The following is a 20162-nucleotide window of genomic DNA, read 5'->3' on the forward strand; positions in this document are numbered from 1 at the left end:
GCTGCCCTGCGACGGATTGCGCCTTAAAAGTGCTGGAAAAACCGTGAATTATCCCTCAGACGTCTGACGGCGCCGGCCGTATCCTGGCGGGCGGGTCGCAAATCCTCTCTGGAGACGCCCTCCCCGGAAACCCCCGTTTTGCGCATTGTCCGAATTTTATTGCTGCTTTTGCTGGCCCTGCTGTTGCTGCCCTATCTGGTGACCCCGTTCTACCGCACCGGTCAGCCAGTTTCGGCCCTGATGGCATGGCGGAGCCTGCGCGGGGCCCCGGTGACGCGGCATTGGATCGAATTCGGCGCCATGTCGCCCTATTTGCCGCGGTCGGTGGTCGCCTCCGAGGATGCCCATTTCTGCAAGCACCACGGGATCGATTGGGGGGCGCTGCGCGAGGTGCTCAACGATGCCGAGGACGGCGAGGCGGCGCGCGGCGGCTCGACCATCACCCAGCAGGTCGCCAAGAACCTGTTCCTGTGGCCGGGCCGCAGCGTGATCCGCAAGGGGTTGGAAATGCCGCTGGCGCTCTGGATCGATTTCGTGCTGCCCAAGCAGCGGATCCTGGAAATCTACCTCAATATCGCGGAAATGGGCCCCTCCGGGCAGTTTGGTGCCGAAGCTGGCGCCCAATATGCCTTCGGCCGGTCCGCGGCAGGGCTATCACCCCGCGAAGCTGCGCTTTTGGCGGCGATTCTGCCGAATCCGGTCAAAAGGAACGCCCGGAACCCGGGGCCGGGGGTGCGCAGGCTGTCCGGCACCTATATGGCGCGGGCCAACACGGTGACCCACTGCTGGCGCGAAAATCGCGGCTCCTGAGGCCGATTTTGGGCGGATTTTGCTGTATCGCACCCTAGCTTTACGCGGTGCCTTCCTCTATAAGCGCGGCCTTACCGGCATCGCAGCTGGCGCTTTGAAGCGCTGTGCGCTCGTCCCCATTTCGGACGATGCCTCCGCAACACCCCTAGAGGACACCGTCATGGCCGTTCCCAGAAGAAAAACCTCGCCGTCGCGCCGTGGCATGCGCCGTTCGGCTGACGCGATCAAGACCCCGACCTATGTCGAGGACAAGGACTCCGGCGAGCTGCGCCGTCCGCACCACCTCGACCTGAAGACCGGCATGTACAAGGGCCGCCAGGTCCTGAAGGCGAAGAAAGAGTCCTGATCGGGACGTTCGGCTGCCGCGCTGATCAAAACGGCGTGGCGCCCGAATTCGGCCAACGAGTGCGGTCAAGACGGGCGCGTCCGCGGCGAAGCCATTGAGCATCGCCGCTATTGCTGGTTCTCCCTGAATAAGGCGCAAGCCCCGATGGTCGGTTTTCCGCTGCTGCTCGTTCCGCTCGCGGTCTACAACATCATCGCCTTCCTGATGCCCGGCGTGTCCTTCACGGACCCGCTGATCAGGCTGACATTGCTGTCGGGCGAAGTGTGGCAGATCACGCTCAGCGACATGCTGCTGGCGGCCGGCGTGCTGCTGTTGCTGCTCGAGGTCATCAAGGGCGCGCGCCCCGGCGCGAAATATCTCACCGATCATCTGCTGTCGCTGATCGTGTTCGGCGCGGCCGCGGCCGAATTCGTGCTCTGGCCGAAGTTCGGCAACTCGACCTATTGCCTGCTGACGCTGCTCGCACTGGTCGATTTCATTTCCGGCATTGCGCTCCGCACCCGCCGTCGTGCGGTGGTCGCGGCACCCGCGCCAACCGTCAGCAAGGCGCAGCCCGAGGCGCCGCAGCCTGTGCCGGCACCCGCGCCGCGGGTCGAGCCCGCGCCTGTCGCCGCACCGGCGCCTGCCGCGCCGCCACCGGCCGCGCCCGTTCCTCCGGCGACATCGGTCGCGGAATCCGTGCTGCTCGATCAGTCCGCGCCAAAGCCAACCGTCACCTCGCCGGATTTGCAACCGGGCGGTCACCCGCCGTCGGATACGCCGCAGCGCTAACGCGTTTTCGGAGGGAGCCATGAGCCAACAAGCGCCCCTTCCGATCGCCGATCCGACGACCACCCAATCGATCTTTGACTGGCTTGAACGGTTCTCCGCCTGCGTCAGGGCGGTCGACTATGCGGCCGCCCGTCCGTTCTGGCATTCCGACATCATCTCGTTCGGCACCTATCAGGAGCTGATCCATGGCCGCACGCGCTGGACCGAGATGCAATGGGACAATGTCTGGCCCCGCACCGCGGATTTCGCCTTCGATCTCGCGCACACCGAGGTGCTGGTCAGCGGCGATGGCGGCATGGCGACGGTGATCACACCCTGGACCAGCACCGGCTTTCATCCGGACGGCAGCCGCTTCGATCGGCCGGGGCGGGCGACGATCATCCTCGCGCGGCAAGCCGACGGGCGTTGGCTCGGCATTCACTCGCACATGTCGTTGCGCCGCGGCGTGCCGCAGGACAGCCACGGCAACCGGCCGGTCAAGGCCCGCTGAATCGCTTGCTGCCTAGATGATCTGCCGGGTGCGCCGCGCCACGCTGCGGCGTTCGTCGAGATGCGGGCCATAGGCGCTCTGCGCATCGGCCAATGACCCACGCCGCAACCCGCGCGTCTGCGGCTCGTGCGCCGCAGTTGCGATCAGGTGAGCCAGAAATGAAGGGTCGCCGTGGGGCAGCGGGATCTTGGGCGCCCAATGCGTGGTCACCGCCAGCGGCACCAGGGCGGTGCAGGGTGCCCCGGCCGTGTCGGTGAACTCGCCGTCCAGGATTTCCGATTGATCGATATCCAGCATCGTCTGCGACCCGTTGGAGCGTCATAGTTTGGGACGTCACGTCCCTCCGCAACAACCCTCATGGCAAGGGTCATGCCCGCCATCCCCAGTTCGTTCCGCGGCAGCGCAAAACGTGGTTTCCAGATTATTTATCAACTTCTCCTAGCGTTGGATTCGCCGGAACCACTATCTTGAGGCTGTGGAGAATCACCGGGCGCCGTCCCAGATCGAGACATGTTCGATGCCACCTGTCCCGCCAGCTGCCAGCATCCTCGTCTCGCTCGGCCAAGCGACATTCGCTTGGGACCTGGCGACCGACGCGATTGCCTGGAGCGACAATGCGGCGACGGTGTTCGCGGACATCCCTGCCGAGGCGCTCGCCAGTGGCGCCGAGCTCGCCAAGCTGATCGAGCCGTCGCGCAGCATTCGCGCGGATGCGCTCGGCCAATCCGCGCCGGTGCAGAACGCGGCGGGCGTGCCCTACCGGATCGAATATGGCGTGCGCGCGGTCACCTCGGCGCCGGTGATCTGGATCGAGGAGACCGGCTGCTGGTTTGCCGGGGCCGACGGCCGGCCGGCGCGCGTGCAGGGCATCGTCCGCGTCAACAATGAACGCCACGCCCGCGACGAGCAGCTGTTGAAGCTGACGCGGCACGATCCGCTGACCAACGAACTCAACCGCACCCATCTGGTCGCCTCGCTGGCCGAGACGATCGAGGAGTGCGCGCGCTTCCGCACCTCCTGCGCTTTCATGCTGATCGGCATCGATCATCTGGCGCGCATCAACGATGCCTTCGGTTTCGATGTCGCCGATGCGGTCATCGCCGAGGTGGCGAAACGGATTCGCGCCCGGCTGCGCAGTGGCGATATGCTCGGCCGCTTCTCCGGCAACAAGTTCGGCCTGATCCTGCGCAACTGCACCGTCGACGACACCAACGTCGCGGCCGAACGCTTCCTCGCCGCGGTGCGCGACGAGGTGGTGCCGACCAAGTCCGGCCCGGTGTCGGTCACGGCATCGATCGGCGCCGTCACCATTCCGCGCCACGCCAAGTCGGCGGAGGAGGCGGTCAATCGCGCCCAGGAGACGCTGGACGCCGCCAAGAGCCGCCGCGCCGGATCGTTCGCGCTGTGGAAGCCGAATGTCGAGCGTGATGCCCAGCGCCGCGTCAACATCCGCGTCACCGACGAGATCGTCACCGCGCTGAACGAGCGCCGTATCGTGATCGGCTTCGAGCCGGTGGTCGACGCGCGCTCGCGGCAGCCATCGTTCTACGAGTGCCTGGTCCGCATGGAGCAGGATGACGGCCGCGCGCTGCTGGCGCCCGATATCGTGCCGGTCGCCGAGCGGCTCGGCCTGATCCGGCTGGTCGATCACCGCGTGCTGGAGCTTGCGATCGCCGAGCTCGCCGCTGCTCCCGGCGTGCAGCTCAGCCTCAACATCTCGCCCGACACCACGATGGACCCGGACTGGTGGGCGACCATCGAATCCTTGATGCGCGCGCATCCCGGCGTCGGCGAGCGGCTGATCGTCGAGATCACCGAGACGGTCGCGATCCAGGATATCGACGATGTCCGCGGCTTCGTCACGCGGCTGAAGAATTTCGGCAGCCGGATCGCGATCGACGATTTCGGCGCCGGCTACACCTCGTTCCGCAATTTGCGCAAGCTCGGCGTCGACATCGTGAAGATCGACGGCGCCTTTGTGCAGAACATCGTGCGCTCGGCCGACGACCGCGCCTTCGTGCAGACGCTGATCGATCTCGCGCGCCGTCTCGAGATCAAGACGGTCGCCGAATGGGTGCAGGACGAGGAAGCCGCCGTGATGCTGCGCGAATGGGGCTGCGACTTCATCCAGGGCCGCCTGATCGGCCTCGCCTCGCCGGACCGGCCGTGGAATGCGCCCGCGGAGAAGACCGTGCCCGCTGCGGGGTAGGTTGGCCTGCCGTTACAAGACCCGTCATCCTGAGGAGCCGCGTAGCGGCGTCTCGAAGGATGCACGGCCTGGCTGGTGGCCGTCGACCCTTCGAGACGCGCGCAATGCGCGCTCCTCAGGGTGACGGGTTTCAGAGGTGGCCAGCCCAGCGACTGAGACGAGAAACCTACTCGTCCTTCTTCGCCGGCTGCGACATGCGCTCGAGGCGTTCCTGCATGTCCTTCATCTGGCGGCGCAGGTCGTCGATGTTGCCGTCGTCGGCCGCGGGCTCCGGCACCTTCTCGGGCTCCGCGCCGCCGCGCTGCGGCGCGAACGGCTTGAACATCGAGAAGGTCTGCTGGAACAGCTCCATGTTGCGGCGGACCTGCTCTTCGAGTGGCGCAAACGGCGTCCCGCTCAGGGCGCCCGCGATCTGCTTGCGGAACTTCTCCTGTTCCTTGGTCAGCGTCTCGATCGACTGTTCGAGATATTTCGGCACCACCATCTGCATGCTGTCGCCATAGAAGCGGATCAGCTGGCGCAGGAAGGTGGTCGGCAGCAGGTTCTGCCCGGCCTTGTTTTCCTGCTCGAAGATGATTTGCGCGAGCACAGAGCGGGTAATGTCGTCGCCGGTCTTGGCGTCGTAGACGAGGAAATCCTCGCCTTCCTTCACCATCGCTGCGAGGTCCTCGAGCGTCACATAGGTGCTCGTACCGGTATTATAGAGCCGCCGGTTCGCGTATTTCTTGATCGTGGTCGGATGTTCAGATTTTGCCATGGGCTCTCACTTCAACACCGAAGAACCTGGAACCCCGACAGCATCGCCGCAGGGCTAAATGCAACGCATCGCAGCAAAGGTAAGCATTTTCAAAGCCGTTCGGCTACCGTTTTGTGCTTTGCGGTTAATTCCAAAGCATAGGATTTGCTCAGGAATGTGCCAAGGGCGTCATTTTGAGTGCGTCGCGGCGCAATTTGCGCGACAGTTCGATTGACATGGCTCAATGAGCTTTACAGGATGTCATTAAGAGACAGGCCCGCCAAACCGGCCGCCCGCCGTCGAGAAACCCAGCTACAACCCATAGGAGATGTCCATGTCAGACGATGTCGTCATCGTCAGCGCCGCCCGCACCCCCGTCGGTAGCTTCAACGGCGCCTTCGCCACCACGCCGGCCCACGACCTCGGTGCGATCGCCATCAAGGCAGCGCTGGAGCGTGCTGGCGTCGAGGGTGGCCAGGTCTCCGAAGTCATCATGGGCCAGATCCTCACCGCGGCGCAGGGCCAGAACCCGGCCCGCCAGGCCTCGATCGCGGCCGGCATCCCGGTGGAAAGCCCGGCCTGGGGCGTCAACCAGCTCTGCGGCTCGGGCCTGCGCACGGTGGCGCTCGGCTACCAGGCGCTGCTCAACGGCGATTCCTCGATCGTCGTCGCGGGCGGCCAGGAATCCATGAGCATGGCCCCGCATGCGCAGTATCTGCGCGGCGGCGTCAAGATGGGCGACCTGCAGCTGATCGACACCATGATCAAGGATGGCCTGTGGGACGCCTTCAACGGCTACCACATGGGCAACACCGCCGAGAACGTCGCCAAACAGTACCAGATCACCCGGTCGCAGCAGGACGAGTTCGCGGTCGGCTCGCAGAACAAGGCCGAGGCGGCGCAGAAGGCCGGCAAGTTCAAGGACGAGATCGTCCCGGTCACCATCAAATCCCGCAAGGGCGACATCGTGGTCGACGCCGACGAATATCCGCGCCATGGCGCCACGATCGATGCGATGGCCAAGCTGCGCGCGGCGTTCGAGAAGGACGGCACCGTGACCGCCGGCAACGCCTCGGGCATCAATGACGGCGCCGCCGCCGTCGTGCTGATGACCGCCAAGGAAGCCGCCAAGCAGGGCAAGAAGGTGCTGGCCCGCATCGTGTCGTGGGGTCAGGCCGGCGTCGATCCCAAGATCATGGGCACCGGTCCGATCCCCGCCTCGCGCGCGGCGCTGAAGAAGGCCGGCTGGAACATCGCCGACCTCGACCTGATCGAGGCCAACGAGGCGTTCGCCGCGCAGGCCTGCGCCGTCAACAAGGACCTCGGCTGGGATCCGGCCAAGGTCAACGTCAACGGCGGCGCGATCGCGATCGGCCATCCGGTCGGCGCATCGGGTGCGCGCGTGCTTGTGACGCTGCTGCACGAGATGCAGAAGCGCGATGCCAAGAAGGGCCTCGCGACACTGTGCATCGGCGGCGGCATGGGCATCGCCATGTGCGTTGCACGCGACTGAACAAAAGGCAGCGAGGTCGGTTAGGTGATGAAAAGATCATCTGTCAACCGCGGCGCGAGCTGATAGAAAAGATGCCCGGCTTTGCGCCGGGCATTTTTGTTTTGCGAGCAAGATCCGGAAGAGTGTGACGCGGTTTTCCGACAAGATCATGCTCAAAAAGGGAGCTGAAGCGCGACGATCTCGCGCTTCGTTATGAGTGCGAAGGCCGGAGCGATCCGGTCATAAAAGACGGCCAAGGAGGAGACGGACATGGCACGTGTTGCATTGGTGACGGGCGGAACGCGGGGCATTGGAGCTGCGATCAGCAAGGCGCTGAAAGCGGCGGGCTACAAGGTGGCGGCAAGCTACGCCGGCAATGACGCCGCGGCGGAGAAGTTCAAGGCGGAGAGCGGCATCCCGGTCTACAAGTGGGACGTCTCATCGTTCGAGGCCTGCGCGGCCGGCGTGAAGCAGGTCGAGGCCGATCTTGGCCCGGTTGACGTGCTCGTCAACAATGCCGGCATCACCAAGGATACCGCTTTCCACAAGATGACGCTCGAACAGTGGAATGCCGTCATCAACACCAACCTCGGCTCGTTGTTCAACATGACGCGCCAGGTGATCGAGGGCATGCGCGCCCGCAAGTTCGGCCGCGTCATCTCGATCTCCTCGATCAACGGCCAGAAGGGCCAGTTCGGCCAGGTCAACTATTCGGCGGCGAAAGCCGGCGACATCGGCTTCACCAAGGCGCTCGCGCTCGAGAATGCCAAGGGCGGCATCACCGTCAACGTGATCTGCCCCGGCTACATCAACACCGAAATGGTGCAGGCGGTGCCGAAGGACGTGCTCGAGAAGAACGTGATCCCGCAGATTCCGGTCAACCGGCTCGGCGAACCCGAGGAGATCGCGCGCGCGGTGGTGTTCCTCGCCGCCGACGATGCCGGCTTCATCACCGGCTCGACGCTGACCGTGAACGGCGGCCAGTACCACGCCTGACGCGACAAGCGTCGTCGCGTCGCAGGCGCACCCGATCAAGTCGTGATGCCCGGCCTTGTGCCGGGCATTTTCGTCGTTACAACCGCGGGGCGCGAAGCAAGGACGTGACTGCACACAGCCTTGCGCGGCCACGACAGATTGTATTGAGATGACGACCCGAACTGCCACCCTTGTCGGCCTGACCGCCATCCTGATGTGGTCGCTGCTGTCGGTCATGACGGTCGCGACCGGGGCGATCCCGGCCTTCCAACTCGCCGCCATGACCTTTGCGATCGGCGCTGCGGTCGCGTTCGCAAGCTTCCTGCTGCGGCCGTCGGCGTTCGGCGCGTTGAGGCAGCCGTTGATCGCCTGGGTGGTCGGCGTCGGTGGCCTGTTCGGCTATCACGCACTGTACTTCCTGGCGCTGCGCTTCGCGCCGCCGGCCGAGGCCGGCCTGCTCAATTATCTCTGGCCGCTGCTGATCGTGCTGTTCTCGTCGCTGCTGCCGGGCGAGCGGCTGGCGATCCATCACGTCATCGGCGCGCTGCTTGGCCTCGCCGGCACCGTGCTGCTGTTCGCCGGCAACACCGGCGCCTTCACGAAGGAGCAGATCCCGGGCTTCGCGGCGGCCTTCGTCGCAGCGTTCGTGTGGGCCGCCTATTCGGTGATGTCGCGCCGGCTCAAGGCGGTGCCGACGGATGCGGTCGCAGGCTTCTGCCTTGCGACCGCGGCGCTTGCGGCGCTGATGCACATGATGGTGGAGACCACGGTGTGGCCCGCCACGCCGCTACAATGGCTTGCCGTCGTGGCGCTCGGCATCGGTCCGGTGGGCGCGGCGTTCTTCGCCTGGGACATCGGCATGAAGCGTGGCGACATCCGCGTACTCGGTGCCGCATCCTACGCCACGCCGCTGCTCTCGACCGGGTTCTTGATCGCAGCCGGCTTTGCCAAGCCCAGCGCCAACATCGCCATCGCCGCGCTCCTGATCGCCGGTGGCGGGCTGATCGCGGCGAAGGATATGGTGTGGAAGCGCTGAGGTTCTATCAACTCGTCATTCCGGGGCGCGCGTAGCGCGAGCAATGATGCGCAATTGCGCATCTGAGAATCCATACTCACGATCGTGGTTATGGATTCCGGGCCTGCGCCAAGTGGCGCATCCCGGAATGACGAACTAGGCCGGCTCCCAGCCCTTCGCCGCCAGCTCGAATGTCGCAAATTCGAATCCCGGTGCGACGGTGCAGCCGACCAGCGTCCAGTCGCCGCTGCTCTCCGCGGCCTGCCAGGCGCCAACAGGCACGATCGCCTGTGGCTGTTCGCCGCGCGCGACGTCCGGCCCCAGCGTGATCGCGTGCTGTGGCTCGCCGTCCCGCGCAATCCGCAACGTCAGCGGCGCACCGGCGTAATAGTGCCACATCTCCACCGCGTCGATGCGGTGCCAGTGCGAGCGCTCGCCGTGCGCCAGCAAGAAGTAGATTGCGGTCGAATGCGCACGGCCATCGGCATCGGAGCGTTCGTCGCGAAACGTCTCGCGATAATGTCCGCCTTCGGGATGTGGCTTGAGCGCGAGCCGCGCGATGATCTCGGCAGCCGAGAGCTGTGACATCACGACTTGTTCTTGCGCTCGCGGAGCTCGCCGAACACCTGGGCCGGGTCGGCGCCCTTCATGTGCAGCTTGGCTGCGACAACAGGCTCGTCGGCGCGCAGGAACACGTTGGCCTTCTTCTCGTCGCCGAGCAGCACCGGGATCGTCGGCTTGTTCTCGGCGCGCAGTTTTGTGACTTCCGCTGCGCGCGCCTGCAAGGCTGCGTTGTCGGGCTCGATGGTGAGCGCGAATTTCACGTTGGAAGCGGTGTACTCATGGCCGCAATAGAGACGGAAATCGTCCGGTAGCGAACGCAGCTTCAGGAGCGAATCCCACATCATCGGATAGGTGCCTTCGAACACCCGGCCGCAGCCGATCGAGAACAGCGTGTCGGCGGCGAACACCGCCTTCTCGCCGTCGAACACGTAGGAGATATGGTCGAGCGTATGGCCGGGCGTTTCCACCACGCGGGCCAAGAGACTGCCGACCTTGATGATGTCGGCATTGGCGGCGCGCAGATCGACATTGGCGATCTTGGCCGATTGGTCGTGCGGGGCGACGACGCGGCAGCCATATTTCTGCTTCAGCTCGGCGACGCCGCCGACATGGTCGCCATGGTGATGGGTGATCAGGATGTCGGTCAGCGTCCAGCCTTCGCGCTCCAGCGCCTTGATGATCGGGCCGGCCTCCGGCGCGTCGATCGACGCCGTTGCCTTGGTCGCGGGATCGTGGATCAGGTACCCGAAATTGTCGGTGAGGCAGCTGAAGGTGCGAATTTCGGCGGTCATGATATCTCCACGAACAAACGGGACGGGCATTTCAGAGCATGATCGCTTCGGAAAAACCGGTCGCAACTTTCCCGGATCGTGCTCTTAACGCGCCCAATATAGGTGTGAAATATGGCGTTAACGCTCCGGCGGCAACGCAAATTTCCGCGCCCTGCGGCGGCGAGGGGCATGTTAGGCTGGCCACCATGGACGTCATCGACCTCCGCGACTTCTATTCGCAGCGCCTCGGCATCGTGGCGCGGCAACTGATCAACCGCGGCATCCGCGCACGGTGGCCGAACGCGGAAGGCCAGCGCGTGCTCGGCCTCGGCTATCCGACACCCTATCTCGGCCTGTTCCGTGATACCTGCGAGCGCTGCATTGCCTTCATGCCGGCAGCCCAGGGCGTGCTGAAATGGCCGACCGGCCGGCCCGCGCTGGCGACCCTGATCGACGAATTCTCGATGCCGCTGCCGGATGCCGCGGTCGACCGCGTGCTGCTGGTGCATGCGTTGGAGATGTCCGACGATCCCGAGCGGCTGCTGCGCGAGGTGTGGCGGGTGCTGTCGCCGTCGGGGCGGCTGATCGCGATCATCCCGAACCGGCGGGGCGTCTGGACCCGCACCGATGCCACGCCGTTCGGGCACGGCCGGCCCTATTCGCGGGCGCAGATCACCCAGCTGTTGCGGCAGACCTGGTTCACGCCGGCGTCATGGGGCGAGGCGCTGTTCATGCCGCCGGTGCAGGGCAGCTGGTTCTTGCGCTCGGCGATGGCGTGGGAGCGCGTCGGCGCCGCGCTGTCGATGCCATTCGCGGGCGTGCATATCGTGGAAGCGAGCAAGCAGGTCTATCGCGCGATCCCTGCGCGCCGCGAGCGCACCCAGCTGATCCCGTCATTGCGTCCGGTGCTGGTGCCGTCGTCGACGGCGACGCGCAAGTCGAGTCACTCGGAGTCGTAAGACAACGCAGCCGTGACACGGATTCGCCACCCTCCAGGGGAGGGTGGCGCTGTATATGTCTGTTACTCGTTGCCCGGATTGAAGTCGTCGCTCGGTGCCGGCTGCGCCGCCATGTCGGGACGCGGGCTGTGCGGACGACGGCGACGGCGCGGGAAGCGCTCGCTGCGTTCGCCGCGCTCTGCGCCGCCATTGTTGGCTTCATAGGTCCCGCCATTGACCTGCGGCTGCGCGCCGCCGGTGATGAACGAGGGCAGGCGATCGACGCCGCCGGCATCCGCCATCGCGGGCTGCGGCTGGTTCTGCGGTTGCGGCTGGTATTGCGGCTGCGGACGATGCTCGCGCTCGCGATGTTCGCGCGGTTGATGCTCACGCGGCTGCGCGTCCCGCTCGCGATGCTCGCGCGGCTGCTGTTCGCGCTGATACGGCTGCTGGCCGTTCTCGCGCATGAAGGGTTGCTGCTGCTGCGGCACGAAGCCCGGCTCCTGGCCGAAGCTCGAATAGCCGTCGCTGTCGTCGTCGCCGTCCTCGGTCGCGACCGGCTCGGCGTCGGGACGCGGCTGCTGCTGATTCTGCCGGAACTGCTCCTGCGCGGCCGCGATGATCCGGTAGTAGTGCTCGGCGTGCTGATAGTAGTTCTCGGCTGCCACCGGATCGCCGGAGGAGCGTGCATCGCGCGCGAGCTGGACGTATTTCTCGGCGACGTGGGAGGCCGTGCCGCGGATCTTGATGTCGGGTCCGTTCGATTCGTACACCCGTGTCAGGGGATTCTGGCCGCGCCGGTTATTGTTGTTGTTATTGTTGTTGTTATTCCGGTTGCGCATCCGCTTGTTGTTCTGACCGTTTCTCATCTGTCGCCTTTTATTCCAGCCCTGAAGTGATTGCAGTCCACAGTCCGATTTCTCAAGTCCGATTTCTCAGAAGTCCGATTCCCAGAGTCCGATTCGGCGCGCGCCTAGGCACACGGAATCGCGATACCGTTCGAAGTGGTTTCGATGTCGCCGACCATCTCGTTCAGCAAAGTCGCGTGCAGCAAAGACGCGTTCCCCAACCGCCGACAAAACGCGCCAGCGACCAAATCATACCGCCCGTTGAGACAGGCCCAGTTCTCGTGCGTAAGTCTTCAAGCGCAATAACAGGCTTTCGTTCGCTTGGCGGTCAGAGCAGCACAGCTTCGGCTATTGCGCTCAATAGACCTGCGTTCCTGGAACCTTTCGATCGGCGGGCTCTGCTGAACCCTGGTCATCACCCGTAACGATTACGGGGCCAGCACCGATGTTGTGCCCGGAACGTAGTCGTTCCCGGGGGATAATCCAAGAGGTTTTTTTGCGTTCCAATAGGACTTTATCGGGGCAGCCGGCGGGCTGAAACGGCCCTCGGAATGCCCCCGAGATCGGCTTTGGGCGGACCCGTTGGGGATAAGCCGGAGGCCGTCATCAGGGCTTCAACGTCGGCACTTTGGCCCTGCCCAACTTCCACAACCAATAATCCACCCGAGGCCAAAAGACCCGCAGATTGCGAAATCAGCGCGCGGTAGGCGTCGAGCCCGTCGGCGCCGCCGTCGAGCGCCGCCCGCGGGTCGTGCGCCCGCACCTCGACGTCGAGCCCGGCGATGTCGGCCGAGGGGATGTAGGGCGGGTTGGACACGATCAGGTCGAACGTGCCGGTCAAGGCGCTGGCATAATCGCATGCGATCCACGTCGCGCGATCGCCAAGGCCGAGCTCGGCGGCATTCCGGCTTGCTGTCTGCAATGCTTCGGACGAAATGTCGGTGGCGAAGCCATGCGCGTTCGGCAGTTCCGAGAGCAGCGCCAGCAGGATGGCGCCGGAACCGGTGCCGAGATCGGCGATCCGCAAGCTGCGATCCGCCGCGCCATTGGCGCGCAGCAGCTCGAGCGCGCGCTCGACCACGGTCTCGGTGTCTGGGCGCGGCACCAGCGTCGCAGCGGAAAGACGCAGCGGCAGTCCCCAAAACTCCTTGATGCCGAGGATGCGCGCGACCGGTTGGCCGGCGAGGCGGCGCCGCGCGAGGGCTTCGACGCGCTCCGCTTCGTCCTTGGTCAGGATGCGTTTGGCGCCGGTCACCATGCCGGTCAGATCGAGCCCCAGCGCATCGCCGACTAGCAGCCGCGCATCGAGCTCGGCGCTGTCGTGGCCTGCGGCTACGAGGCGCGCGGCGAGCGTGCGCCTGATACCCTCGACGGTCTGGTCGCCATTGTCAGCTGATGCGCTCATCGCGCGTTGTTAGCCGATGGTCGATGCGGCGTCGATATCGCTTGCGCGGCGCGTGGCCGGCGCGCACGGTCGATGCCTCAAATGATCGATCCGGGACGCGCGACCATGACGGGCTATGACGACCAGAATATCTTCGCCAAAATCCTGCGCAGCGAGATCCCGAGCTTCAAGATCCATGAGACCGACCGGACCTTTGCCTTCCTCGACATCATGCCGCGTTCGCCGGGGCATACGCTGGTGATTCCGAAGGCGCCGGCGCGCGGCATCCTCGACATCGCGGAGGACGACCTTGCCGCGGTGGCGCGATCGGCCAAGCGCATCGCCATCGCCGCGATGAAGGCATTCTCCGCCGACGGCATCATCATCCAGCAGTTCAGCGAGCCCGCCAGTGGCCAGGTCGTGTTCCACCTGCATATGCATGTGATGCCGGTGAAGGCCGGCGTTGCGCTGCTGCCGGCGCAGACCGTCAAGGCGGAGGTGGATGTGCTCGCCGATCATGCCAAACGCATGATCGCGGCGCTTGCGGACTGAATAGCCGGGCTACACCCCGAGATAGCGTTGCAGCACGTCAGGCTGCGCCTTGATCTCCTGCGCCGGCCCTTCATGGACGATGTGCCCATTGTTGATGATGTAGATGCGCTGCGCCAGCGCGAGCGTCGCGGCGAGGTTCTGCTCCACCAGCACGATGGTTTGCCCGGCCTCGGCGAGATCGCGACACGCCTTCATCAGGTCGCGCACGATCACCGGCGCCAGCCCCTCGAACGGCTCGTCGAGCAGGATGATCTTGGGATCGCGCACCAGGGCGCGCGCGATCGCCAGCATCTGCTGCTCGCCGCCGGATAGATCGGTACCGCGATTGCCGCGCCGCTCGCGGAGCCGCGGAAACATCTCGTAGATCCGGTCGAGCGGCCAGCGCTGCGAGGCGGTCAGGCCGGCGATCACGAGGTTCTCCTCGACGCTCAGGCTGCCGAAGATGCGGCGCTCCTCATGGACCAGCTGCATGCCGGCCTGCGCGATCTTGTGGCTCTTCTTGCCGGCGATGTCGACGCCGTCGAACTTCACCGAACCGCGGCGCGGGGTGACCACGCCCATCAGGCTCTTCAGCGTCGTGCTCTTGCCGGCGCCGTTGCGGCCGAGCAGCGCCACCACCTCGTTGCGCTCGACGCGCATGGAGACGTCGAACAGGATGTGGGAATCCCCGTAATAGCTGTTCAGTCCGTTGACTTCGAGCAGGCTCATGCGGCGAGCACTCCATGCACGCCGCCAAGATAGGCTTCCTGGACGGTCGAATTGTTCTTGATCTCTTCCGGCGTCCCCTCGACCAGCACGCGGCCTTCCTGCAGCACGGTGACGCGCTCGGCGAGCTCGAACAGCGCATCCATGTCGTGATCGATGATGATCATGGTGCGGCCCTGGCTGATCGATTTCAGCAGCTTCACGGTTTCGACGCGCTCGCGCGGGCTCATGCCGGCCAGCGGCTCGTCGAGCAATAGCAGGCTCGGCGAGGTCGCCAGCGCCAGCCCGATCTCCAGCCGCCGCTTCTCGCCATAGGCGAGCTCGGAGACGGGCGTATCCGGCCGCGAGGTGAGATTGACCAACTCGAGCGTGTGCTGCACGCGCTCGGACAGGCCGGGAATGCTGTCGATGCTGCGGAACAGGTCGAGCTTGAACTTGCCGCGCAGCCCCGACAGCGCCGCGATCACCAGGTTCTCACGCACCGTCAGCCCGGCGAACAGCTGGTTGACCTGATAGCTCTTGGTCAGGCCGAGCTGGCAGACGTCGGTGACGTTCATGCCGGTGATGTCGCGGCCGTCGAACAGGATGGTGCCCGAGGTCGGATGCACCTCGCAGGTCAGCATCTTGAAGAAGGTCGACTTGCCGGCGCCGTTCGGGCCGATGATGCCGCGCAGCTCACCGTGATTGACGGTGAAGTCGATGTCGCTGTTGGCGAGCAGGCCGCCATAGCGCTTGGTCAGGCCCTTGGCCTGGAGGATCGGTCCGGACGGACTGCCCTCGGGGCGGGGCCGGGCAGGCGCCGGCGCGGCCGCTGCCGCGGCGTGCGGCTCGGTTGCGACGGCAATCGCCTCCGGTTCGCTTTCCTCCGGCTCCTTGGCGTCGCGCCGTCCGGTCAGCAGGTCGCAGAGATCGGCGAGGCCGCCGATGATGCCGCGGCGCAGGAAGCACACCAGCAGCACGAACACGACGCCGAGCACCAGCTTCCAGGCCGCGCCGAGCCCGAGCGCCGCCTGCAGGAAGTCCTGCAGCGACAGCCACACCGCGGCGCCGACCAGCGGACCGAACAGCGTGCCGCGGCCGCCGATCGCGGTCTGCATCACGAGCTGGCCCGAGGTGTCGAAGGTGAAGGCGTCGGGCGGCATGAAGGCCTGCAGCACGCCCAAAAGACCGCCGGCAAAGCCGGCATAGGCGGCGGCGATCACGAAGGCGGTCAGCTTGTAGCCGTGGATGTTGTGGCCGACCGCGGTCGCCCGCAGCGGATTGTCCCGGATGGCGCTGAACACGGCCCCGACCGGCGAGCGCACGATGCGCAGCGCGATCACGACGCCGATGAAGTAGCACAGCGCGAGGAACTGGTAGAGCGACCAGCCGGTGGTGAAGTGCAGCGTGGTGAAGCCGAGATTGAAGCTCGGGGTCGGCACGCCGGGCAGCCCGTTCTCGCCGCCGGTGAAGTCCGACAGCGGATTGAATTCGACGAAGAAGAACACCTCGGCGATCGCCACCGTGATCATCGCGAAGTAGATGCCGGTGCGGCGCAGCGCGATCAGGCCGATCAGATAGCCGGTGGCGGCAGCGGCGATCATGCCGATCACGAGCGCGAGCACGACGTACGGGAAGCCGGCGCGGGTCAAGAGATAGGCCGCGACGAAGCCGCCGGTGCCGTAGAAGGCCGACTGACCGAACGACAGCAGGCCGGTGAAGCCGAACAGGATGTCGAAGCCGAGGCCGAACAGGCCCCAGACCAGGATCCGGTTCACCGTGTTGGGTGCAAAGCCGAGCCACGGCAGCACGAAGGGCGCGACAACCAGGCCGGCGGCCGTCAGGAATTCGATCACGTATGGGCGCTGTTTCAGCATCTAAATATCCGTCGTCATTCGCGGCCCTGCGTGCCGAGCAGGCCGTGCGGTCGGAGCACGAGCACGAGCGTCATCGCCGCGAACAGCATGACGTAGGCGTAACCGGGGTTGAACATCGAGGTGATGCTGATGATCTCGCCGGCGATCAGTCCGCCGAGGATGGCGCCGGGGAACGAGCCGACGCCGCCGATCACCACCACCACGAAGGTCTCGACCAGGATGTCGTCGCCGACGCCGGGCGTCAGCGACACCACGGGCGCATTGATGATGCCGGCGAAGCCCGCGGCCATCGCGCCGATGCCGAACACGATCATGAAGACGCGATAGACGTTGATGCCGAGCGAATCGACCATCACCGAGTCCTCGATGCCGGCGCGCACGATCATGCCGAGTCGGGTGCGATACAGGATCAGGAACAACCCGCCGAGCGCGACCGCGACGATGCCGACCACGGCAAGCCGGTAGGTCGGGTAGAACAGGAAGCCGAGCGAGGTAATGCCCTGCAACAGCGCCGGCGGCGGCACCACCTGCGACTGGCTGGTGAAGATCAGCCGCACGATCTCGACAAAGCAGATGCCGAGGCCGAACGTGACCAGCAGCTGGTCCTCATGCGGGCGATGGTAGAAATGGCGGATGATGATCCGCTCCATCGCAACGCCAAGCGCCATCACGAACAACGATCCGGCGATGACGGCGAGGATGAACGAGCCGGTGTAGGAATAGGTCACGTATCCGGCGTAGCCGCCGATCATGAACATGGCGCCGTGGGCGAGGTTGAGCACCCCGAGCGTGCCGTAGATGATCGTCAGCCCGGAGCTGATCAGCGCGAGCAGCGCGCCGAGCGCCAGCCCATTGAAAAGTTGCGAGACGAAATTTGGCCAGTTGATCATGGCGTGCGTTCAGTTGGCCTGGTCAATGGAGGATGCGTTCTGACACAAGGCGGCGCCGCGGGTCGGGTCGCCCCGCCCACGGCGCCGAGTCGTCTCACGTCAATCAGGTGTAGTCGCCGAGATGGCAGCCGAACGCGTCCGGCTTCTGCATCAGGCCTTCGCCGGGGACGATCTCGACCACCTCGTAATAGTCCTCCTTGTTCTTCATCTCCTTTTCCATCTTGCCGCGGACGATGATGACAGGACGGACGCACTGGTGATCCTCGGGGCGGTAATGCACGTCGCCGACCAGCGACGGGATGGTCTCGCCCTTCTCATAGGCCTTGATGACGTCGGGCGGGAAGAAGCTGCCGGCCTCCTCGACCATGCGGGCCCAGTGCGCGAAGCTGATATAGGCGTTCTCGGCGCCCCATTCGGGCTGGTACCCGAATTTCTTGTTAAAGGCTTCGTTGAACATCTTGGCCAGCGGATACTTGTCCTCGATGGTCCACCAGTAATCGGTCGCGGCATAAACGCCCTGCATCAGGCCGCCGGTCTCGCGGGCGATGAACGGCACCTGGTAGGGCACCACGAGCTTCATCTTGTCGAGCACGCCGAACTGCTTGGCCTGCTGCGTCGACAGCACGGCGTCGTGCCCCCAGTTGACGTTGATCAGCACGTCGGCGCCGGAATTGGCGACGTTGAGCAGGTAGGACGAATAATCGGGGGCGCCGAGCGGCGACACCTGATTGGTGACCGTGGTCCAGCCCGCCTGCGCGAGGAAGTCCTGCATCGACTTGGTGACGGTGTGGCCGTAGGTGTAGTCGGGCGTCAGGTAGGCGGCCTTCTTGTCCTTGCCGAACTGCTTGATCAGCACCGGCGCGATCGCGGCGGCCGCGGTCTGGCCGAAGAAGTTCTGGCGGAAGCCGTAGCGCACGCAGTCCTTGCCGGTGGTGTCGTTCGATCCGGAGATGCCGCAGACGAAGATCACCTTCTCGCGCTGCGCCAGCTTGTTCAGCGCCACCGCGACCGCGCTGGAGGTGCCGCCGGTGATCATGACAGCCTTGTTCTCCGAGATGAAGCGCTGCTGCGCCTGCACGGCCTCGTTCGGCTTCGCCGCGGAATCCGCCACGCCGAACTTCAGCTCCTTTCCGAGCACGCCCTTGCTGGTCTTCGGCGAGATCTTCTTGATCAGGTCGTGGCCGCTGTTGATGTGCTCGATCGCGAGCTGATAGCCCTTGAGTTCATCCTCGCCTTGCACCGCATAGGTACCGGTGCGCGGCACCGAGATGCCGATGAAGGCCGAGGAGCCGGACGTGCCGGCCGGATAGGTCCCGATCGCCGGCTTGTCTTCGGCAAATGCCCGGGACGCCATCGATGCCGGCAGCACGGTGCCGCCGATCAGGCCTGCACCGGCCTGCAACAGGGTGCGACGCGAAACGCTCGATGTTCTGCCCGGCCGAAAATCCTTGGTGCTCATCGCTCGATATCCTCCAATTATATTGATTGTTGGCGCGCATGTTCATTCGTCGCCGGATCGGATCGATCGGCGGCGGGATGCGCCGGCTGCGATGTGGCAGCCCGTCGCAGCTACAATTCCCCACCGGCATATTTAGTCAATGTCACCTTTCGTCGAATCATATCGGCCTCCGATGGAATTAATATCGGGCCACGATGCATCGAGGGTTTACCGCGCGGGTGCAGGTCCTGTAAGTGAGGGGGCGATGATCGAAGAGCCTTCAAATCGCACCGCAAATGCCGCAGAGCACAGCGTGACCGAGGGCGGCGGCGCTGAGCCGTCGGGCGGGCTGAGCATCCGCGCGCTCAACGTTCTGAAGGAACTGTCGCTGGAGCTGCTCGACGAAGTGCCGCCGAAGCTGGGCTGGACGCCGCCGGACGATCTGCTGCGGTTGCTCACTGCGCGCCATCTTGCGACCGCGCGCAATTGCGGGCGGCAAACCATGCGCGAGATCATCGATTGGGCCGCGACGCGCGGGATCTCGATCCCGTCGCCGCATCATACCGGCAAATCGCTGTCGGAGGTCTGGGGTGGTCTGGTCGAGCGTGCCTCGGCCGGTGACCTGACCAAGAGCGAGATCACCGAGGCGCTGGAGAAGTCGATCCGACGCAGGAGCCCGCGGATCCCGGTCGCCTTCCAGATCGTCCTCTTGAAGATACTCAGCTCGAGCTACGATCACTGGCCGCAGCCGTGACCGTGCGCCGCAGGGTTCTGGGTCGGCAAACCGTTGAAAACAGAGGGTGAAGGCTTGCGGTAGCATGGTCCGCCAGGCGCGGACTTGGTAACCTGGTGGAGTTTCTGCCGTGGGGCGGAGCGAGCACCCAGCGGGACAACCGAATGCCTCAGCCGAAGCAGCGACGCGCACCGAACGGAACCACGAAGCGCGATGCCGCTGTCGACTATCGGGCGCTGGCGCAGTTTCGCTATGAGCTGCGGACGTTTCTCGCGTTCAGCGAGGAGGGGGCCCGGAAAGTTGGGCTGACGCCGCAGCAGCATCAGGCGCTGCTCGGGATCAAGGGCTTCGTCGAGCCCGGTCCTCCGACCGTCGGCGATATCGCTCGCTTTCTGCTGATCCGGCATCACTCTGCCGTCGAGCTGATGAACCGCATGGCGAAGCTCGGGCTGATCAACCGGGTGACCGACCCCGAGGACGCGAGGCGGGTCCAGCTCAAGCTGACGGCAAAGGGCGAGCAGAAGCTTCAGGCGATCTCGAAAAAGAACATCGAGGAGCTTCGTCGAGCCGCCAGCCCGGCGTTGCGGCGCTTGTTGCGCTCCGCTCCGCAGCCCGGCGAGCCGTGACCGATGCGTCCGGC

The 20162-nt window shown here is 65.2% G+C and carries 22 protein-coding genes; 12 read left to right on the forward strand and 10 right to left on the reverse strand.

The genetic code is table 11. From position 1 onward, the window contains the following. The first annotated feature begins 138 nt into the window (after positions 1–138). The 4 genes from mtgA to JQ616_RS30140 all read left to right on the forward strand — a co-directional run bounded on the left by mtgA (position 139) and on the right by JQ616_RS30140 (position 2417). Positions 139–810 (forward strand): monofunctional biosynthetic peptidoglycan transglycosylase, encoded by a 672-nt coding sequence (gene mtgA, locus JQ616_RS30125; RefSeq protein WP_212020992.1) that lies wholly within the window; start codon positions 139–141, stop codon positions 808–810. A 160-nt stretch (positions 811–970) separates the two neighbouring features. After that, positions 971–1156 carry a 50S ribosomal protein L32 gene (gene rpmF / locus JQ616_RS30130; RefSeq protein WP_021077536.1) on the forward strand — a complete coding sequence of 62 codons (186 nt, stop codon included), beginning with the start codon at positions 971–973 and terminating at the stop codon, positions 1154–1156. Between the two features lie 144 nt (positions 1157–1300). Continuing rightward, entirely contained in the window at positions 1301–1927 is a 627-nt protein-coding gene (locus tag JQ616_RS30135; RefSeq protein ID WP_212020996.1) for a hypothetical protein, read from the forward strand. Positions 1928–1946: 19 nt separating this feature from the next. Beyond that, the gene (locus JQ616_RS30140) at positions 1947–2417 is read left to right on the forward strand and encodes a YybH family protein (RefSeq protein WP_212020997.1); all 471 of its coding nucleotides are present in this window, start codon (positions 1947–1949) and stop codon (positions 2415–2417) included. A gap of 12 nt (positions 2418–2429) precedes the next feature. On the opposite strand, the gene JQ616_RS30145 is transcribed toward JQ616_RS30140, so the two are convergent. After that, positions 2430–2714 (reverse strand): hypothetical protein, encoded by a 285-nt coding sequence (locus tag JQ616_RS30145; protein WP_212020999.1) that lies wholly within the window; start codon positions 2712–2714, stop codon positions 2430–2432. Between the two features lie 220 nt (positions 2715–2934). Between JQ616_RS30145 and JQ616_RS30150 the strand changes: the two genes are divergently transcribed. Continuing rightward, complete coding sequence (locus tag JQ616_RS30150) at positions 2935–4626, forward strand: putative bifunctional diguanylate cyclase/phosphodiesterase (protein ID WP_212021001.1); 1692 nt, start codon at positions 2935–2937, stop codon at positions 4624–4626. 166 nt (positions 4627–4792) lie between these two features. Here the strand turns inward: JQ616_RS30150 and phaR are convergent, their stop codons facing one another. Then, positions 4793–5383, reverse strand: coding sequence for a polyhydroxyalkanoate synthesis repressor PhaR (gene phaR, locus JQ616_RS30155; RefSeq protein WP_212021010.1), 591 nt, complete (start codon positions 5381–5383; stop codon positions 4793–4795). Between the two features lie 313 nt (positions 5384–5696). Here phaR and JQ616_RS30160 point away from each other — a divergent pair, with 313 nt between their 5' ends. The 3 genes from JQ616_RS30160 (at position 5697) to yddG (ending at position 8865) form a co-directional block, all read left to right on the forward strand. Beyond that, entirely contained in the window at positions 5697–6875 is a 1179-nt protein-coding gene (locus JQ616_RS30160) for an acetyl-CoA C-acetyltransferase (protein WP_212021012.1), read from the forward strand. 249 nt (positions 6876–7124) lie between these two features. Then, positions 7125–7850: an acetoacetyl-CoA reductase gene (gene phbB, locus JQ616_RS30165; RefSeq protein ID WP_212021014.1), complete on the forward strand. Its 726-nt coding sequence runs from the start codon at positions 7125–7127 to the stop codon at positions 7848–7850. A gap of 148 nt (positions 7851–7998) precedes the next feature. Then, positions 7999–8865, forward strand: a complete 867-nt coding sequence (gene yddG, locus JQ616_RS30170) for an aromatic amino acid exporter YddG (protein ID WP_212021016.1) — start codon at positions 7999–8001, stop codon at positions 8863–8865. Positions 8866–9000: 135 nt separating this feature from the next. Here the strand turns inward: yddG and JQ616_RS30175 are convergent, their stop codons facing one another. Further along, on the reverse strand, positions 9001–9432 hold the full coding sequence (locus tag JQ616_RS30175; protein ID WP_212021654.1) for a cupin domain-containing protein: 432 nt from the start codon (positions 9430–9432) through the stop codon (positions 9001–9003). After that, on the reverse strand, positions 9432–10199 hold the full coding sequence (gloB, locus tag JQ616_RS30180) for a hydroxyacylglutathione hydrolase (protein ID WP_212021026.1): 768 nt from the start codon (positions 10197–10199) through the stop codon (positions 9432–9434). The genes JQ616_RS30175 and gloB overlap by 1 nt, the downstream gene beginning before the upstream one ends. 185 nt (positions 10200–10384) lie before the next feature. On the opposite strand from gloB, the gene JQ616_RS30185 reads away from it, so the two are divergent. Further along, positions 10385–11137 carry a class I SAM-dependent methyltransferase gene (locus JQ616_RS30185; protein WP_074132158.1) on the forward strand — a complete coding sequence of 251 codons (753 nt, stop codon included), beginning with the start codon at positions 10385–10387 and terminating at the stop codon, positions 11135–11137. Between the two features lie 62 nt (positions 11138–11199). Here the strand turns inward: JQ616_RS30185 and JQ616_RS30190 are convergent, their stop codons facing one another. Beyond that, on the reverse strand, positions 11200–11985 hold the full coding sequence (locus JQ616_RS30190) for a DUF4167 domain-containing protein (protein WP_212021028.1): 786 nt from the start codon (positions 11983–11985) through the stop codon (positions 11200–11202). A 493-nt stretch (positions 11986–12478) separates the two neighbouring features. Next, a complete protein-coding gene (gene prmC / locus JQ616_RS30195) occupies positions 12479–13369 on the reverse strand; it encodes a peptide chain release factor N(5)-glutamine methyltransferase (protein ID WP_212021030.1) in 891 nt (296 codons plus the stop codon). Between the two features lie 105 nt (positions 13370–13474). Here prmC and JQ616_RS30200 point away from each other — a divergent pair, with 105 nt between their 5' ends. Continuing rightward, positions 13475–13900 (forward strand): HIT family protein, encoded by a 426-nt coding sequence (locus JQ616_RS30200; RefSeq protein WP_212021656.1) that lies wholly within the window; start codon positions 13475–13477, stop codon positions 13898–13900. A gap of 9 nt (positions 13901–13909) precedes the next feature. On the opposite strand, the gene JQ616_RS30205 is transcribed toward JQ616_RS30200, so the two are convergent. From JQ616_RS30205 to JQ616_RS30220, 4 genes are all read right to left on the reverse strand, one after another. Continuing rightward, positions 13910–14608 (reverse strand): ABC transporter ATP-binding protein, encoded by a 699-nt coding sequence (locus JQ616_RS30205; protein ID WP_212021032.1) that lies wholly within the window; start codon positions 14606–14608, stop codon positions 13910–13912. Further along, positions 14605–16461, reverse strand: a complete 1857-nt coding sequence (locus tag JQ616_RS30210; RefSeq protein ID WP_212021034.1) for a branched-chain amino acid ABC transporter ATP-binding protein/permease — start codon at positions 16459–16461, stop codon at positions 14605–14607. Before JQ616_RS30210 ends, JQ616_RS30205 begins: the two co-directional genes overlap by 4 nt. Positions 16462–16475: 14 nt before the next feature. Continuing rightward, entirely contained in the window at positions 16476–17351 is an 876-nt protein-coding gene (locus tag JQ616_RS30215) for a branched-chain amino acid ABC transporter permease (RefSeq protein ID WP_050630714.1), read from the reverse strand. A gap of 103 nt (positions 17352–17454) precedes the next feature. After that, entirely contained in the window at positions 17455–18810 is a 1356-nt protein-coding gene (locus JQ616_RS30220) for a substrate-binding protein (protein ID WP_212021037.1), read from the reverse strand. A 244-nt stretch (positions 18811–19054) separates the two neighbouring features. Here JQ616_RS30220 and JQ616_RS30225 point away from each other — a divergent pair, with 244 nt between their 5' ends. Together JQ616_RS30225 and JQ616_RS30230 are read left to right on the forward strand one after the other, a co-directional pair. Further along, positions 19055–19543 carry a hypothetical protein gene (locus JQ616_RS30225; protein WP_212021039.1) on the forward strand — a complete coding sequence of 163 codons (489 nt, stop codon included), beginning with the start codon at positions 19055–19057 and terminating at the stop codon, positions 19541–19543. Positions 19544–19686: 143 nt separating this feature from the next. Further along, positions 19687–20148 carry a MarR family winged helix-turn-helix transcriptional regulator gene (locus JQ616_RS30230; RefSeq protein WP_212021658.1) on the forward strand — a complete coding sequence of 154 codons (462 nt, stop codon included), beginning with the start codon at positions 19687–19689 and terminating at the stop codon, positions 20146–20148. The last annotated feature ends 14 nt before the right edge of the window (positions 20149–20162 follow it).

This window comes from Bradyrhizobium tropiciagri, assembly GCF_018130545.1.
Classification (GTDB): Bacteria; Pseudomonadota; Alphaproteobacteria; order Rhizobiales; family Xanthobacteraceae; genus Bradyrhizobium; species Bradyrhizobium tropiciagri_A.